The 14,367-nt window shown below is 36.0% G+C and carries 13 protein-coding genes and 5 pseudogenes; 1 reads left to right on the forward strand and 17 read right to left on the reverse strand.

Going from position 1 to position 14,367, the window contains the following annotated elements; genetic code table 11:
• Nucleotides 1-8: 8 nt before the first annotated feature.
• Nucleotides 9-788, forward strand: a complete 780-nt coding sequence (locus ACFIKN_RS05200) for a succinate dehydrogenase iron-sulfur subunit (RefSeq protein WP_273790055.1) — start codon at nt 9-11, stop codon at nt 786-788.
• 3,308 nt (nt 789-4,096) lie between these two features.
• Here ACFIKN_RS05200 and virB11 read toward each other — a convergent pair.
• The 17 genes and pseudogenes from virB11 to ACFIKN_RS05285 form a co-directional block, all read right to left on the reverse strand.
• Nucleotides 4,097-5,158, reverse strand: a complete 1,062-nt coding sequence (virB11, locus tag ACFIKN_RS05205; RefSeq protein ID WP_375658008.1) for a P-type DNA transfer ATPase VirB11 — start codon at nt 5,156-5,158, stop codon at nt 4,097-4,099.
• Nucleotides 5,133-6,290, reverse strand: coding sequence for a type IV secretion system protein VirB10 (gene virB10 / locus ACFIKN_RS05210; protein ID WP_375658009.1), 1,158 nt, complete (start codon nt 6,288-6,290; stop codon nt 5,133-5,135). The genes virB11 and virB10 overlap by 26 nt, the downstream gene beginning before the upstream one ends.
• The gene (gene virB9, locus ACFIKN_RS05215) at nt 6,290-7,099 is read right to left on the reverse strand and encodes a P-type conjugative transfer protein VirB9 (RefSeq protein WP_273790052.1); all 810 of its coding nucleotides are present in this window, start codon (nt 7,097-7,099) and stop codon (nt 6,290-6,292) included. The genes virB10 and virB9 overlap by 1 nt, the downstream gene beginning before the upstream one ends.
• A gap of 13 nt (nt 7,100-7,112) precedes the next feature.
• On the reverse strand, nt 7,113-7,814 hold the full coding sequence (locus ACFIKN_RS05220; RefSeq protein WP_273790051.1) for a virB8 family protein: 702 nt from the start codon (nt 7,812-7,814) through the stop codon (nt 7,113-7,115).
• Nucleotides 7,811-7,954, reverse strand: coding sequence for a TrwH protein (locus ACFIKN_RS05225; RefSeq protein WP_273791747.1), 144 nt, complete (start codon nt 7,952-7,954; stop codon nt 7,811-7,813). Before ACFIKN_RS05225 ends, ACFIKN_RS05220 begins: the two co-directional genes overlap by 4 nt.
• 238 nt (nt 7,955-8,192) lie before the next feature.
• Nucleotides 8,193-8,982, reverse strand: a pseudogene (locus ACFIKN_RS05230) (type IV secretion system protein).
• Nucleotides 8,983-8,996: 14 nt separating this feature from the next.
• Nucleotides 8,997-9,374: pseudogene (locus ACFIKN_RS05235) on the reverse strand (type IV secretion system protein); the annotation flags it as partial.
• 183 nt (nt 9,375-9,557) lie between these two features.
• On the reverse strand, nt 9,558-9,698 hold the full coding sequence (locus tag ACFIKN_RS05240; protein WP_375658010.1) for a hypothetical protein: 141 nt from the start codon (nt 9,696-9,698) through the stop codon (nt 9,558-9,560).
• 223 nt (nt 9,699-9,921) lie between these two features.
• A pseudogene (locus ACFIKN_RS05245) lies at nt 9,922-10,224 on the reverse strand (type IV secretion system protein); the annotation flags it as partial.
• Nucleotides 10,191-10,400 (reverse strand): type IV secretion system protein, encoded by a 210-nt coding sequence (locus ACFIKN_RS05250; RefSeq protein WP_375658011.1) that lies wholly within the window; start codon nt 10,398-10,400, stop codon nt 10,191-10,193. The gene ACFIKN_RS05250 and the pseudogene ACFIKN_RS05245, both read right to left, overlap by 34 nt.
• Complete coding sequence (locus ACFIKN_RS05255) at nt 10,360-11,049, reverse strand: type IV secretion system protein (protein WP_375658012.1); 690 nt, start codon at nt 11,047-11,049, stop codon at nt 10,360-10,362. Before ACFIKN_RS05255 ends, ACFIKN_RS05250 begins: the two co-directional genes overlap by 41 nt.
• Nucleotides 11,046-11,123, reverse strand: a pseudogene (locus ACFIKN_RS05260) (TrwH protein); the annotation flags it as partial. The gene ACFIKN_RS05255 and the pseudogene ACFIKN_RS05260, both read right to left, overlap by 4 nt.
• A 126-nt stretch (nt 11,124-11,249) precedes the next feature.
• Nucleotides 11,250-12,002, reverse strand: coding sequence for a type IV secretion system protein (locus ACFIKN_RS05265; RefSeq protein WP_375658013.1), 753 nt, complete (start codon nt 12,000-12,002; stop codon nt 11,250-11,252).
• Nucleotides 11,999-12,130 (reverse strand): TrwH protein, encoded by a 132-nt coding sequence (locus ACFIKN_RS05270; RefSeq protein ID WP_375658049.1) that lies wholly within the window; start codon nt 12,128-12,130, stop codon nt 11,999-12,001. Before ACFIKN_RS05270 ends, ACFIKN_RS05265 begins: the two co-directional genes overlap by 4 nt.
• A 511-nt stretch (nt 12,131-12,641) precedes the next feature.
• Complete coding sequence (locus ACFIKN_RS05275; protein WP_375658049.1) at nt 12,642-12,773, reverse strand: TrwH protein; 132 nt, start codon at nt 12,771-12,773, stop codon at nt 12,642-12,644.
• A gap of 548 nt (nt 12,774-13,321) precedes the next feature.
• Entirely contained in the window at nt 13,322-13,465 is a 144-nt protein-coding gene (locus ACFIKN_RS05280; protein WP_273791747.1) for a TrwH protein, read from the reverse strand.
• 682 nt (nt 13,466-14,147) lie between these two features.
• Nucleotides 14,148-14,367 (reverse strand): annotated as a pseudogene (locus ACFIKN_RS05285) (trwi protein); the annotation flags it as partial.

Genomic DNA, 14,367 nt, shown 5'->3' on the forward strand with positions numbered 1-14,367 from the left:
AATGAAATATGGTACAAATTAAGCTTCCCAAAAACTCTCAAGTAAAACCGGGAAAGGTTTGGCCTAAACCTGAAGGTGCTACAAAGCTGACGGAATTTCACGTGTATCGTTGGTCGCCTGATGATGAGGAAAATCCTCATCTAGATACTTATTATGTGGATCGTTCTGCTTGTGGTCCTATGATTCTTGATGGGCTTTTGTTTATTAAAAACCACATTGATCCAACTTTGACACTTCGTCGATCTTGCCGTGAAGGCATCTGTGGTTCATGTGCGATGAATATTGATGGAACCAATACATTGGCTTGTACCAAAGGTATGGATGATGTAAAACACCCCATTAAAGTCTATCCTTTGCCTTCCATGCCGGTTGTTAAAGATTTGGTTCCTGACTTGAATCGCTTTTATGCGCAACACCGAGTTATTGAGCCTTGGTTACAAACAGTTTCTCCTGAACCTGCAAAAGAATGGTTACAAAGTCACTCCGATCGCCAAAAAATCGATGGTCTTTATGAGTGTATTTTGTGTGCGTGTTGTCAGACTTCATGTCCAAGTTATTGGTGGAACGGTGATCGTTATTTGGGTCCCGCTGTTTTGCTTCAAGCTTATCGCTGGATTGCGGATTCACGTGATGAGATGTGTGGTGAACGTCTTGATAATTTAGAAGATCCTTTCCGCCTTTATCGTTGCCATACGATTATGAATTGTGCGCAAACTTGTCCAAAGGGATTAAATCCAGCGAAAGCGATTGCTGAAATTAAAAAACTCATGGTTGAACGCCGCCTTTGAAAATTTACTGATTGATGAAAATAAAGCGCAAGGTGGAAAATTGTATCTCCTTTTAGCAATTAAATCTCTAAAAGAAGATCGGCTGCTTATGGGGGCGCAGTAGCTATAATCATTCTAAAAGTGAAGTAATCCCTAAAAAGTTAAGCAATTCTTGCAATGGCTGAGCAGAAAACTCATAGTTGAATATTATCTTTGAAAACTGACCTTTTAACGAACAGTAAAAAGAAAAATAGAAAATTGTGCGTGTTTTTTGTGCCTCTTTGAGGCTTAATATCTAAAAATTTATTGGCTTCTATGAGGCGGTTAGCATAGTTATTATTGCCTTTAAAAAGGCAATAGTCTTTTGGGTAGACTATACTTTAAATAGCGTTCTATGTAAAAACAATAAAATCAATATGCTATGTGTTTTTATTTTTATTAAATTATTATCATAATTTATATTTTGATGCAGATTCAATTAATCATTTTTTATAAAAAATGATAACTCTGTATAAATATAGAACAAAAAATAAATGCTGATACAAATATTAAACGCATGTAAATTATTTAAATGAAATACACAGGAGTGATTATTATGACAGTTCGTCATTTTACGACACATTTATTATAATATCGAAAACATTGCTAATATTCATGGATTAGGAATTTTTGATAAAAGCATTATATATAAAGGTCATATTTTTTATTTTAAAGATTTTATTGTTAATCGCATTAAAAAACAAAATTTATAGTTCTCAAAATGGAGAACGTAAAATCCCTCTCTTTTGTGTAGAGATAATCATACAGTCAAGGGGGCTGTAATTTAAAACTATTGTAACGTCATAGATTTAAATTCATTAAAGAGAAAATAAGACGTTTTTAAAAAATATCAAATTTATAGTTTTTTCCAAAAATTTAGAAAACGCTAGTGAGAATTCTAAGAACACGTGTTGCGAATGTGGAATAGGGATGTTTATAGGTTCGTTTGAGTTGAATGAATTCAATCATCAAAGAAAACATGTTGTGTTTTTATGAGTTTCATAGGTTTTGATTTTATATGTTTTTATCTATAAAAAATAGAGGTTTCTAGGTTTAGGTCTCATTTATTATGTTAGGGGATTTCATTTTTTCTTGTATATATGCTGAAGAAAGTTATTTAAGCAGTAAAAGTGTTTTTTATTTTATTTTTTAGCATAAAAGATATTTCTTAACATGAAAGAGAGGTGTCCAAGTATTAACGGTATAATCGGTCATTGTTTTGATATTTATTCTGTTGTGCTGTAAAACACTATCTTATTTAGGATGTGGTAATTAAAGTGGTTAGAAGGTGAAATCTGCTAGGCGAGGAGGCGGATAATTTGCAGATCAGTGCATGTAAAAAGCTTCGCCCTTTGAGGTGTGATAGGTGGAGTCTGTTAGCCAATTACGTAAACTAGAGCGAAATTTACGTGGACAGGTTTTCAGACTAATCTCTCTTATATATTGTGATAGGAAACTCACATTAATAAGGACCACGACCGGTTGCAGAAAAAAGAAATCATTGCGAAAAAACAAGCACGCTTGTTTTAAAATTTTTAATGCTTCTGATCATAAGGGTATGCTGAAATCTCCTGTAGTATTACGCAGACCTTTTATATTCTCAAGCCAAGAATTGTCCATATATCCCCTTCAATCTGATTTTCACGAATTGATGCAAGGGATGGTAGAAACCTCTGTAAGAATAAGCAGACGCAAAGCCAGTTGTATCATTATTGTTGCTTTGCAGAGTGTTTGATAAAAATCTGGAACATTTCTCCAATTCATTGCCTGTTCATTAATGACTTTATGGCGTTGTTTTTCTAAAAAAGCTTTTGCTGTTGCAGCTTTTACTTACCAGATGGGAGTTAAGAGTATTACGTATCTCTCGTTGGCGTAATCTTTGAAATCGGTATACAGCCTCCTAATTTGAGGAGAATATGAAGCTGTAAAGGTGCAAACCAGTTTCTATTTTGCCGTCATTTTTTAGTTCAGTTTTATGACTTTCAAAAGTATCTAGAGTAATGTCTTTTAAATAATAGAGATTATGCATTGCTTCACGCTTTTGTTTCTCTCGTTTTTTAATAAGATCACAATCCTTATACAAAACAGAACGCCCCAACCCAAATACACCTGGCTTGTCAATTTATGCGCTTGTTTTAAAGAAACCTTTCTTTAAGGAGCCCCAGCTCATTTCGCGACAGTGCTCGTGGATGGTATAATGGTAAAGCTCCGATGAATAATATAAAATTTATAGAGCATCTCCATTTTTACACTTCATAAAAGAGCAAGTTGGGTGCCATTAGACACTTTGCAAACTCCCAATGTTGCGACAGTTTTTGGCATTGTGGATGGTTTATAAAAGGTATTTTTAGTGCTTTTTTGTACAGTTTCATTCTATACGGCTTTATTCGCTTGTAATGTGCAAGAGCATGGTTTTGGTTAGTAGACAGCTTTGAAATGAGAGAATCTTACGGTACTAAGATCTTTTATCCAACACGCAAAATAATGAACACTCTTTATAAATCAATGTGACGTGGCTTAAGAAGAGGGATTGTATATCTGTGCTTTTAGGAATTTTTGCTTTTGAGGTGCAGAGAAGAGAGCAGGAATATTCAGAGAGTAGAGCTTACCTGTGTAGTCTATGGATATCCTCTTTAGGATGGGGACATAAGCCACGTGATATGGTTAGCAAAGCTTGCTTAAGAGAAATTTAGTTGTTTACGAACAGCCGCAGGTTAAGAATCTTTCTTCGTCCGAAGAAGACGTCGATATGCGACTATACTTTTTATTACCAAATAGAATGTGGTTTATGGATGCTAAATCGAAATGATAGTTTATTTCGTATGAGGTTTTCCGTATCTGGAGATTGTTTGGTGAAAAAACATATTTATTAATCACTTGAAAATAGCACTTAGAATTTTTAAACGGTAAGTTTTGGTCTTGATGACGATAATTATTTATGATGATTGAAAGGACCTGTTTTACGAAGCTTTCATTGATATGCGAATCAAAATTTCTTCTTTTCTTTTGTTGAAATATGTATTTTATAGCTATTTTTTTTGCATTAAACATACTTTTTCAAAAGATAAATGGGAAGAATGATCAAAGGTAAGAGAATAGAGAGAGCCTTATGTATAATTTGGTTTTCTCGTAGAGTTGTTGTCTATTAACTTTTTTCTTCTTTTATTCATGAAGAGTGTAGAAGATCCATTGGAAAAGAAAAGAGAATAGGAAAAGTTAAATAAATAGCCGTAACAATTAGTTACGGCTATTGTTTGTTTGTATCATATTACCGAGAGAGGAAGCTCCCCTTAAGCGATTTTTGATTTAGCAAAAATTGGGTCGTAAAAGACTTCAGAGAGTTTTCTATCTTTAAAGAACAACACTACGTCAACTGTTGTATAGAGAACGATTTTTATCATTTCTAACTCGAGTTGCCGGCCAACTTCTGATCTCTTAATCAAGGTGGCACATCGTTCAAATGTCTGCAAAGCGCTGTTGGCATGCGTCGTTGTAATCGATCCGGGATGGCCAGTGTTGAGCGAATTGAGATATTCCCATGCTTCATTGCCTCGCAATTCAGCGAGAAAAATTCGGTCGGGCGACTGACGCATACACGCATCTAGACACTCTTCAGCTGAAACACGGCCTACATTGTTACCATAAATCATATGTACATGATTGGGATGATTGGGTAGAAAAAGCTCATGAACATCTTCAATTGTGATAATACGCTCCTCTACAGGAACCTTTTCAATTAAAGAGCGGGCAAATGTTGTTTTACCAGATCCTGTTTTACCCGCAATAATAATGTTGCGTTTGTGAAGGACGCATTCTTGTAAAAATTCAAGAATTTTTCCATCACGTTTATGTTGCAAAAGTTGAATTTCAAATGGTTCCAACCGTGTGAAGTCCTGCTTCGATAACAAGTTATTGGCTTCTTTTGCTGAAGGCTTATTAAAACTTACATCAGAAAAATCGTCAAATGCCCCTTCTTCTTTGAGTTCTTCTAACGTCTTAACTATAAGAGAATGTTTACGAATTACAAAGGAAAGAGCACCATCAACAACAGCTGGTGTTTGTATAATTGTACCACGTTGTCCACCAGGCAAGAGCACATAATTAATACTTCTGGGAGCCATATCGTTATAAACGATAATAGCTGTAATAAGCGTTTGCAAAAAAGTGGTTGTTAACTCTGGTACGCTATGTACTTGCCAACCCTTAAAGCTTTTCGTCCATACTTCACAGGGGCGGCAAATCGATAATTCAGTGATCGTGGGATCTTCTAAGAAACAATCAAGCGGTTGCAGAAGCTGAAAAACTGCTTGATCTTTCTGTATCGGGTTAACGTGTGACGAGACTGTAGACATTGCTGAAATCCAGATCACGAGCAACAAAAATATTTACTCGTTCGCCTTGGTTTTTGTAAAGTGTTGGTGTGATATTGATGGAATTTTGAAGAACATCGATTGCTATAGATTCAGCATTCTGAGCATCTTTATTTTGTGAATTCTCTTTATTTTCTTTACTGCTTTTATTAACTTTTCCTCTTACCCATTCTCCTAAATCACCGATAATGCTTACCATAATTGCACTACCAAATCTCTCCCAAAAATGTCTGTCAACCCAGCCACCAATACCCGCTTCACCCAGAGGACCTGTGCCTGGTGAGTCAAGATTGACAACAACACCAGAAGGCGTTTCGATGCGTAACCATTGGACAAACACGCGCGTTTGTCCTTGTTGTATGCCACTTTGGTAAAAACCAACGACTTTAGAACCACGGTCAAGCAAAACAACACGTCCACTTGTGGAATAAATATCGCGTGTTAAATAGCACGTCGTCATTCCGGGTTGTGATGTAATGATCTTTGTTTCTAACGTACAATCTATTTGCGTTCCTTGTGTAATCAAAAAGTCACGGTTACGAAGTTGCATCGCATGTGATTGACCTAAACGCACGGGCTGAAGGTTATCGAATAATGCGCCATTACCTGTATCATTATTCGATGCTTTATTATTGGTATCTGTAGATCCTTCGCTACCACCGTTGTTAAGGCTAGAACTGAGCATACGTTTGCGTGCTAATTCTTCAGAATCTTGGAGCATATGTGGAGGAATGGCTGTTTGAAGAAGTTTACTCAAGGCCGGTGGAATATCTAGGCTTGAATCTTCTATTTGTGTTGATTTTTCTGCTTCTTCTACAATTTTTGGCTCTTCTATAATCCGAGGGACATAGTTTGGTATAATTTGCTGTACTATTTGTTGTGGTTTTTCTTCCTCAACTTCCACGGTATTACGCATTTTAAAAGCTTTCCAAGTCAAGGCAATCGGTATCGCTACTATGACAACAAGTCCTACCATTAACAATGCACGGGTACCTGGAACTGTCGGACGACGTTCAGAACCTAGTTCCGACCCTCCATAGGTACCTTCAATATGTTTTTGCTCGACGTTATCCAGTTTTGTACCTTTTCCCTCTCCTTCCTTATTGTCAAACATCATTTTCCTCCTTTATTGATACGATAAACCACCGAAGATACTGTCCCTGTTGTGTTTGGTACGCCGCCATTGGGGTCATAGGCTTCATTAAAAACAGCTAGAGCGCGTTTACCAAGCCGTATGAGCCATTTAGGATTGACCTTATGAACGGCGATAATATCATTAGAACTGCCGATAACGGTGCGTGGTATTAAGCTTTCATTTCCTTCAGCATCTACGACATAAATCGATGGCATATCCATGTTAGCGGGAAATTTGAAATAAGTAATACGCCCATTGTCCCAAGCATTTATCGGAGCAATATCTTGGTGACCGCTCATGGTATAACTGAGATTATAGCCGTTGACGCTTTGGTGAAAACCACGTTCAATCGCAAGGCGTCGATTGTTTTCTTCTGACTTTTCATCGTTTGAATCGGGATAATGGAAAGCCAATTCATAAGTTGATCCCGCACGGTCATTCCGAAACTGTAGTCGGAATTTGTAACTCCGTTTGTCAGTTACAACGATGAGATTGGTATTGGCAAGCTCTGCTTTTGGTTTAATAAAAATATGCCGCCCTTTATGAGCAAAGGCATAGGCTTCAGAATCGCCAAAGGCATGAGTTATGTACTGTTCACCTTCTTCAAGAATAATATGTGTTGCCACACCAAGAACTGTTTCAATTTGAACCACATCGGCTTCGTTATATGTTATATAGCGAATGCGGTGATCATATTGTGAATTTGATGGACTTTTGAGCGCCTGCACAGGTACCGTATAAAGAGAAGAAAACGAAGACAATAGAACAACGAACGCAAGTTTTTTCATAACAATCAATTCCTTAATCATTCAACAGTATTTCTGGGTCAGAACGGTAACTTGTTACTTGAAAACCAAGGGGGTTAAGCAATCGATCAGATGATTTCATGGGTGCACCGATATAGGTGTAACCAATTGTTGCAATCTGGTGCTGTTTTGGTCCAGTAGCAGCACCGTTGCTGTCAAGTTGCTGAGTCGTAAAACGTACAGTTGCTTGACCGAGTCCATTAGGCTGGATTGATCGTACTTTAACTGTGATACGTGCTTTGTTGGAAAGCACTTTGTCCCGTGCATTTTCTCCATCATAGATTTTATAATATTCTTGTTGAACAGATGCCGCACTTAAAAGTGCGGTTGTGTCATAGTTCAGTTGAATGGTATCGTAGTCGTAAGTTTCGCGGTTAAGCACATATTGGTTTAGCCAATACCTATCTACAACTTCACCATAGCTTTCTTCGTGTTCACGCATGATTGAGATAACATCAACTGCACCCGTCGTATTATCAACGCGCAATACTAAGGGAGTTGGAGCTGGTTGAGAAAATCCAACAACTCCACATATCATACCGAATAAGCCAAAAAGACCCACAGTACTCGCGACACGCCATGCCGTTCTGCGCGACCTTATAAATTCATTGATAAGATCACGTTCTAAGCCACGGCTTTCTTCATAATAACTTCTAAGTTGTTCGGCTTTCACTGGTTTTGCTTGTTTTGTTTTCATCTGTCTCCTCGCTTAATTTCGGCAGGGATTGTTTTATTAATAGGCACACGGTTCCTATCATTTGGCTGTTTTAGCTTTGGTGCTAATGCACAAGCCGATAAAAGATTTGCAATCAAAATTACAAGAATGATCGACTTCATTTTAATATGACTCTTTTTATTGTTATATACATCCTGATATTTGTTGTCATTATTATTATTTTGAACATAAAGTAAAGTACGTTGTGTGTAATTATTTTACTTTTTTATTCCATTTTAATTTATAAAAACAGCTCAATTTCAGTGCGAATATTTTTTACTGTAGGATTGGATATTCTTGTTATTTTGTCATATGGGTATTAAGGGCGTTTGTTACGGGAACCATTGCTTTTTATCTCATCTAGTTTCTATGTCTCCATAGATGTCCAAATGTAATGCCTTTTGCGAGAGAATTGGCAACGCTTGATAGTTTGAGTAACAGCATGATGGATATAATGGACAAGATGAGAGCTCCCCCAAACATGAAGCTTATATTCTGGTCGTAATCGAGTTTCATATCGCTCAAATAGTTTGCAAAGATATTCATCATCAGATTAAATACAGTTGCTAAGAGTAGAAAGAGGATTATATAATTGACGACTTGGATTATCCATTGCTCGAAAAGGCGATGAGTTGGTTGCCAGAGCAAAGCAATGATGAAGAGAGGTCCCCATCCTACGAGAAGTGTAATAGCGATTTTTGTTAGGAGCACGAGACCACCACCGATTGCGACTACGAGGCTTGTTGCCAGCAAGATGATGATGCCTAAGAGACTGTAAAGCAGACCATTGCCTTCGAAGAAGACGGTTTCTTGGAAAAGACGTCCTGCATATTGGAATCCTTTGGTTGCTGCTGTATCAAGTAAATTCATTAATTGTGTATCATTGAGTGGATTTGTTATGAGCGCTTTTGATAACTCATAGGGCATTTGTGTTATCAAACTCGCAATTTCATTTTGATAAAGTCCTNTTATCCAGTAAATTCATTAATTGTGTATCATTGAGTGGATTTGTTATGAGTGCTTTTGATAACTCATAGGGCATTTGTGTTATCAAATCCGCAATTTCATTTTGATAAAGTCCTGTGGTAAGAGCTATTGAAGTAATAATACTTATCCGTAGGAAACGATTTACAAATCCGGAGAGAGGCATATCTATAGCGCCCCGAATGNAAATCCTTTGGTTGCTGTTGTGTCCAGTAATTTCATTAATTGTGTATTATCGAGTGGATTTGTTATGAGCGCTTTTGATAACTCATAGGGCATTTGTGTTATCAAACTCGCAATTTCATTTTGATAAAGTCCTGTGGTAAGAGCTATTGAAGTAATAATACTTATCCGTAGGAAACGATTTACAAATCCGGAGAGAGGCATATCTATAGCGCCCCGAATGATGAGCCAACCATAGATGATGAAAGCGATTGTGATACCGATTGAAACAAAGGGTGTAATTGTAGCTATTGTTTTTGAGGAAAGATCCGTGACATATGTTTTTGTTATCTGATCAATTTTATTGAAAAGTTGCGTGAACACTGTAAAGTCCATGGAATTCCTCTTTAACGAATTTTCAACTTTTTATCACCTTGAAACATAGATACATGCTAAACGCGTTATTCGCATTTATACATTACCTAAGTGTTTTCATTACGATATCTTGGCTTTGATAAAAGCTTTCTGCCTCTCTGAATTGTTCGGATAGTACTGAACCTTCTACATTGGCTTTTGTTTTTATCGTATGGTAGGCATCCCGTTTTTTTCATGGTCAAAAATTTTCATATCAAGTTCGCGTCTTTTCCTTTTGATAAGTGATTGCTCAGCATTACGTAAATGCGCTACCATTTCCATCTTTATAAATTCATTTTGGATCATGGCTANCCTCTTAATTGTTCAGAGAGTACTGAACCTTCTACATTGGCTTTTGTTTTTATCGTATGGTAGGCATCCCGTTTGTTTCATGGTTAAAAATTTTCATATCAAGTTCGCGTCTTTTCCTTTTGATAAGTGATTGCTCAGCATTACGTAAATGCGCTACCATTTCCATCNTCTCTGAATTGTTCGGATAGTACTGAACCTTCTACATTGGCTTTTGTTTTTATCGTATGGTAGGCATCCCGTTTTTTTCATGGTCAAAAATTTTCATATCAAGTTCGCGTCTTTTCCTTTTGATAAGTGATTGCTCAGCATTACGTAAATGCGCTACCATTTCCATCTTTATAAATTCATTTTGGATCATGGCTAATGAACCATCGATATGTGCTTGAAGATCTGCAATTTCTTTCAGGTTTTCTTTTTTTTGAATTTCATCTAATAGATGTTCGAGGTATTTAAAACGATTTTCTACGTTTTCAAAAGTTTCTAAACTTACAGCTTTATCTTGTATCGATGCAAATTGTAAACGCNCGAACCATCGATATGTGCTTGAAGATCTGCAATATCTTTCAGGTTTTCTTTTGTTTGAATTTCATCTAATAGATGTTGGAGGTATTTAAAACGATTTTCTACGTTTTCAAAAGTTTCTAAACTTACAGCTTTATCTTGTATCGATGCAAATTGTAAACGCNCGCTCGGCATTACGTAAATGCGCTACCATTTGCATCTTTATAGATTCATTTTGGATCATGGCTAATGAACCATCGATATGTGCTTGAAGATCTGCAATTTCTTTCAGGTTTTCTTTTGTTTGAAGTTTATCGAATAGATATTGGAGGTATTTAAAACGATCTTCTACGTTTTCAAAAGTTCTTAAAGTTATAGCTTTATCTAGAACCGATATAAATTCTAAACGGGCAAAAATAGAGTTACCTACTTGATCAAAAGTCCCAGAAATTTTGTTTTCTTCCTCTAATACCTTTTGATATGATTCCTTTGAAAGCTTATCTTTCTTATAGAGCAGTTCAGGCTCTTTGAGAAAAAAACTAGAAACGTCAATTGTTTTAGGTTCAGTTTTCTGATTCTTTGTTATAGCTTGATAGGTTGTTTCTGTTTGCGAAAGTTGTTTTTTTTTCAATTCAAGCTGTTTTGTTAAGAGCTCAATAATTTCTCCTTTTTTTAAAAGCTTAATAAGCTCCAGATATTCTGCTGGTGGAGCAGGTGGTGAGACTGCAGCTGGTGATGAGGGTTCGAAAGATACGCTTGTACCTGTTTGATTTGCATTTGCTGGAGCTAGATTCTGCATTCCCAAAAGGGTAATCATTCCTGTTATAATAAATCGCTTTTTCATCTGTCTCCTCGCTTAATTTCGGCAGGGATTGTTTTATTAATAGGCACACGGTTCCTATCATTTGGCTGTTTTAGCNATTACGATATCTTGGCTTTGATAAAATCTCTGTGCCTCTTTGAATTGTTCGGATAGTACTGAACCTTCTACATTGGCTTTTGTTTTCATGAAAAAAAAGCAAATCTTGTAAAGAGCTTTAGTGGCTAAAATCTTATTTGAGGCACATTTTTGAGGGCATTGTTCATAACTCTTTTATACAATATACGTTTTTGCATTTCGATAAGAAACTCTTCATTACTGCTTAAATTTCTGACCATTTGTAGCTTTGTATATTCATTTTGGAGTACCGCTGACATGTTTCTGATACGTGTTTGCAGCTCGAAAACTTCTCTCAGATCTTTTGTTTTATCTATATCTTTTAAGAAATCGGCAATTTGTGTAAAGCGGTTCTCTGCATCTTGGAAAGCTTGCAAACTTACAGCTTTATCGATAACTCCACTATATTGAAGACGCGCATTAAGTATATCGTATATTATCTTATGTTGTGTCTCCGGGAGGAGGGCTCTCCACTCCTCTCCTTTAATTTGAGTTATAAGCCGTTCGAAATAAATATGACCTTCGAAGTTTTTCTCATATAAACCCTTGTATGTTTTGTGGGTAGATGGGTAAAAAGGCGAATATTTTAATAAAAATTTCGATAACTTTTCTTTTGTTATTTGTTTATTTCCTGTTATAGACTGATAGACTTTTTTCGTGTTTTCGATCTGGTCTTCGTTTGCTTTAATTTGTTGTTTTAACAAATTAATAATTTTCAAATATTCTGCTTCTGGAAAAGGGGGAGGAGTTTGGACAGTTGAACCTTGAGTTCCAGAACCCCAACTAAAGTTAGACGTTAGAGTTAAATTTATCATTCCCAAAAGGGTGATCATTCCTGTTATAATAAATCGCTTTTTCATCTGTCTCCTCGCTTGATTTCGGCAGGGATTGTTTTATTAATAGGCACTCGGTTCCTATCATTTGGCTGTTTTAGCTTTGGTGCTAATGCACAAGCCGATAAAAGGTTTGCAATCAAAATTACAAGAATGANCTTGAAAGCTTATCTTTCTTATAGAGCGATTCTGGTTCTTTGAGAAAAAAACTAGAAAATTCAATTTTTTTAGGTTCAGTTTTCTGATTCTTTGTTATAGCTTGATAGGCTTTTTCTATTTGTGAAACTTGTTTTTTTTTCAACTCAAGCTGTTTTGTTAAGAGCTCAATAATTTCCTCTTTTTTTAAAAGCTGAAGGATTTCCGAATATTCTGCTGATAGAGCAGGTTGTGGCGTTGAAGCAGGTTGTGGCGGTGAAGCAGGTTGTGGCGGTGAAGCAGGTCGCGACTTTTTAGGTGATTTTGGCTTTGTTTTACGTCTAATTTTAACATCTCTAGTGCGTGTTGAATCTGACAAGCCATGATATGTAGTATACATTCGACCGTCTTTTGTTCGGTAGGTGTCTGCGTTATTTCTATCATACACCACATCTTTGCTATTTGCATATGCTGGAGCTAGATTCAGCATTCCCCAAAGGGTAATCATTCCTGTTATAATAAATCGCTTTTTCATCTGTCTCCTCGCTTAATTTCGGCAGGGATTGTTTTATTAATAGGCACCCGGTTCCTATCATTTGGCTGTTTTAGCTTTGGTGCTAATGCACAAGCCGATAAAAGGTTTGCAATCAAAATTACAAGAATANGTTTGCAATCAAAATTATAAGAATGATCGACTTCATTTTAATATAACTCTTTTTTATTGTTATATACATCCTGATATTTGTTGTCATTATTATTATTTTGAACATAAAGTAAAGTACGTTGTGTGTAATTATNCTCAAGCTGTTTTGTTAAGAGCTCAATAATTTCCTCTTTTTTTAATAGCTTAATAAGCTCCAGATATTCTGCTGGTGTAGCAGGTGATTTCGGTGAAGCAGGTGATTTCGATGGAGTACGTGGTAGTGTAACATATGTATGCCTGAATAAATCTAGATGAGGGTTACCAACATTCACTGCAGGAGCAGGTGGTTTCGCTGGAGTACCTGGTGGTATAACATATGTATGCCTGTATGAATCTAGATGAGCTTTACCAACATTCACTGCAGGAGCAGATGGTTTCGCTGGAGTACGTGCTTGTGGAATATATGTCTTCCTGTATCGATCTATATGAGATCCCTCAATATTCACTGCATGTGCCAAATTTATCATTCCCCAAAGGGTAATCATTCCTGTTATAATAAATCGCTTTTTCATCTGTCTCCTCGCTTGATTTCGGCAGGGATTGTTTTATTAATAGGCACACGGTTCCTATCATTTGGCTGTTTTAGCTTTGGTGCTAAAGCACAAGCCGATAAAAGATTTGCAATCAAAATTACAAGAATGATCGACTTCATTTTAATATGACTCTTTTTATTGTTATATACATCCTGATATTTGTTGTCATTATTNTATTTTAATTTATAAAAACAGCTCAATTTCAGTGCGAATATTTTTTACTGTAGGATTGGATATCCTTGTTATTTTGTCATATGGGTATTAAGGGCGTTTGTTACGGGAACCATTGCTTTTTATCTCATCTAGTTTCTATGTCTCCATAGATGTCNCTTTACTTTTTTATTCCATTTTAATTTATGAAAAGAGCTCAATTTCAGTGCGAATATTTTTTACTGTAGGATTGGATATTCTTGTTATTTTGTCACATGGGTATTAAGGGCGTTTGTNAATCGACTTCATTTTAATATAACTCTTTTTTATTGTTATATATATATCCTGATATTTGTTGTCATTATTATTATTTTGAACATAAAGTAAAGTGTATAGTTTGCGATAATTGATCTTTTCTTAATTTCATTTTTTAATTTATGAAAACAGCTCAATTTCAGTGCGAATATTTTTTACTGTAGGATTGGATATTCTTGTTATTTTGTCATATGGGTATTAAGGGCGNCATTTTAATTTATAAAAACAGCTCAATTTCAGTGCGAATATTTTTTACTGTAGGATTGGATATTCTTGTTATTTTGTCATATGGGTATTAAGGGCGTTTGTTACGGGAACCATTGCTTTTTATCTCATCTAGTTTCTATGTCTCCATAGATGTCCAAATGTAATGCCTTTTGCGAGAGAATTGGCAACGCTTGATAGTTTGAGTAATAGCATGATGGATATAATGGACAAGATGAGAGCTCCCCCAAACATGAAGCTTATATTCTGGTCGTAATCGAGTTTCATATCGCTCAAATAGTTTGCAAAGATATTCATCATCAGATTAAATACAGTTGCTAAGAGTAGAAAG

The sequence above is a fragment of the Bartonella sp. CL436QHHD genome, assembly GCF_042195105.1.
Classification (GTDB): domain Bacteria; phylum Pseudomonadota; class Alphaproteobacteria; order Rhizobiales; family Rhizobiaceae; genus Bartonella.

Coding starts and splice junctions, on each gene's coding strand:
- ACFIKN_RS05225 (WP_273791747.1), bottom strand. CDS start 7,954: ATGAAGTCGATCATTCTTGTAATTTTGATTGCAAATCTTTTATCGGCT.
- ACFIKN_RS05265 (WP_375658013.1), bottom strand. CDS start 12,002: ATGAAAAAGCGATTTATTATAACAGGAATGATCACCCTTTTGGGAATG.
- virB9 (WP_273790052.1), bottom strand. CDS start 7,099: ATGAAAAAACTTGCGTTCGTTGTTCTATTGTCTTCGTTTTCTTCTCTT.
- ACFIKN_RS05220 (WP_273790051.1), bottom strand. CDS start 7,814: ATGAAAACAAAACAAGCAAAACCAGTGAAAGCCGAACAACTTAGAAGT.
- virB10 (WP_375658009.1), bottom strand. CDS start 6,290: ATGTTTGACAATAAGGAAGGAGAGGGAAAAGGTACAAAACTGGATAAC.
- ACFIKN_RS05280 (WP_273791747.1), bottom strand. CDS start 13,465: ATGAAGTCGATCATTCTTGTAATTTTGATTGCAAATCTTTTATCGGCT.
- ACFIKN_RS05240 (WP_375658010.1), bottom strand. CDS start 9,698: ATGATCCAAAATGAATTTATAAAGATGGAAATGGTAGCGCATTTACGT.
- virB11 (WP_375658008.1), bottom strand. CDS start 5,158: ATGTCTACAGTCTCGTCACACGTTAACCCGATACAGAAAGATCAAGCA.
- ACFIKN_RS05200 (WP_273790055.1), top strand. CDS start 9: ATGGTACAAATTAAGCTTCCCAAAAACTCTCAAGTAAAACCGGGAAAG.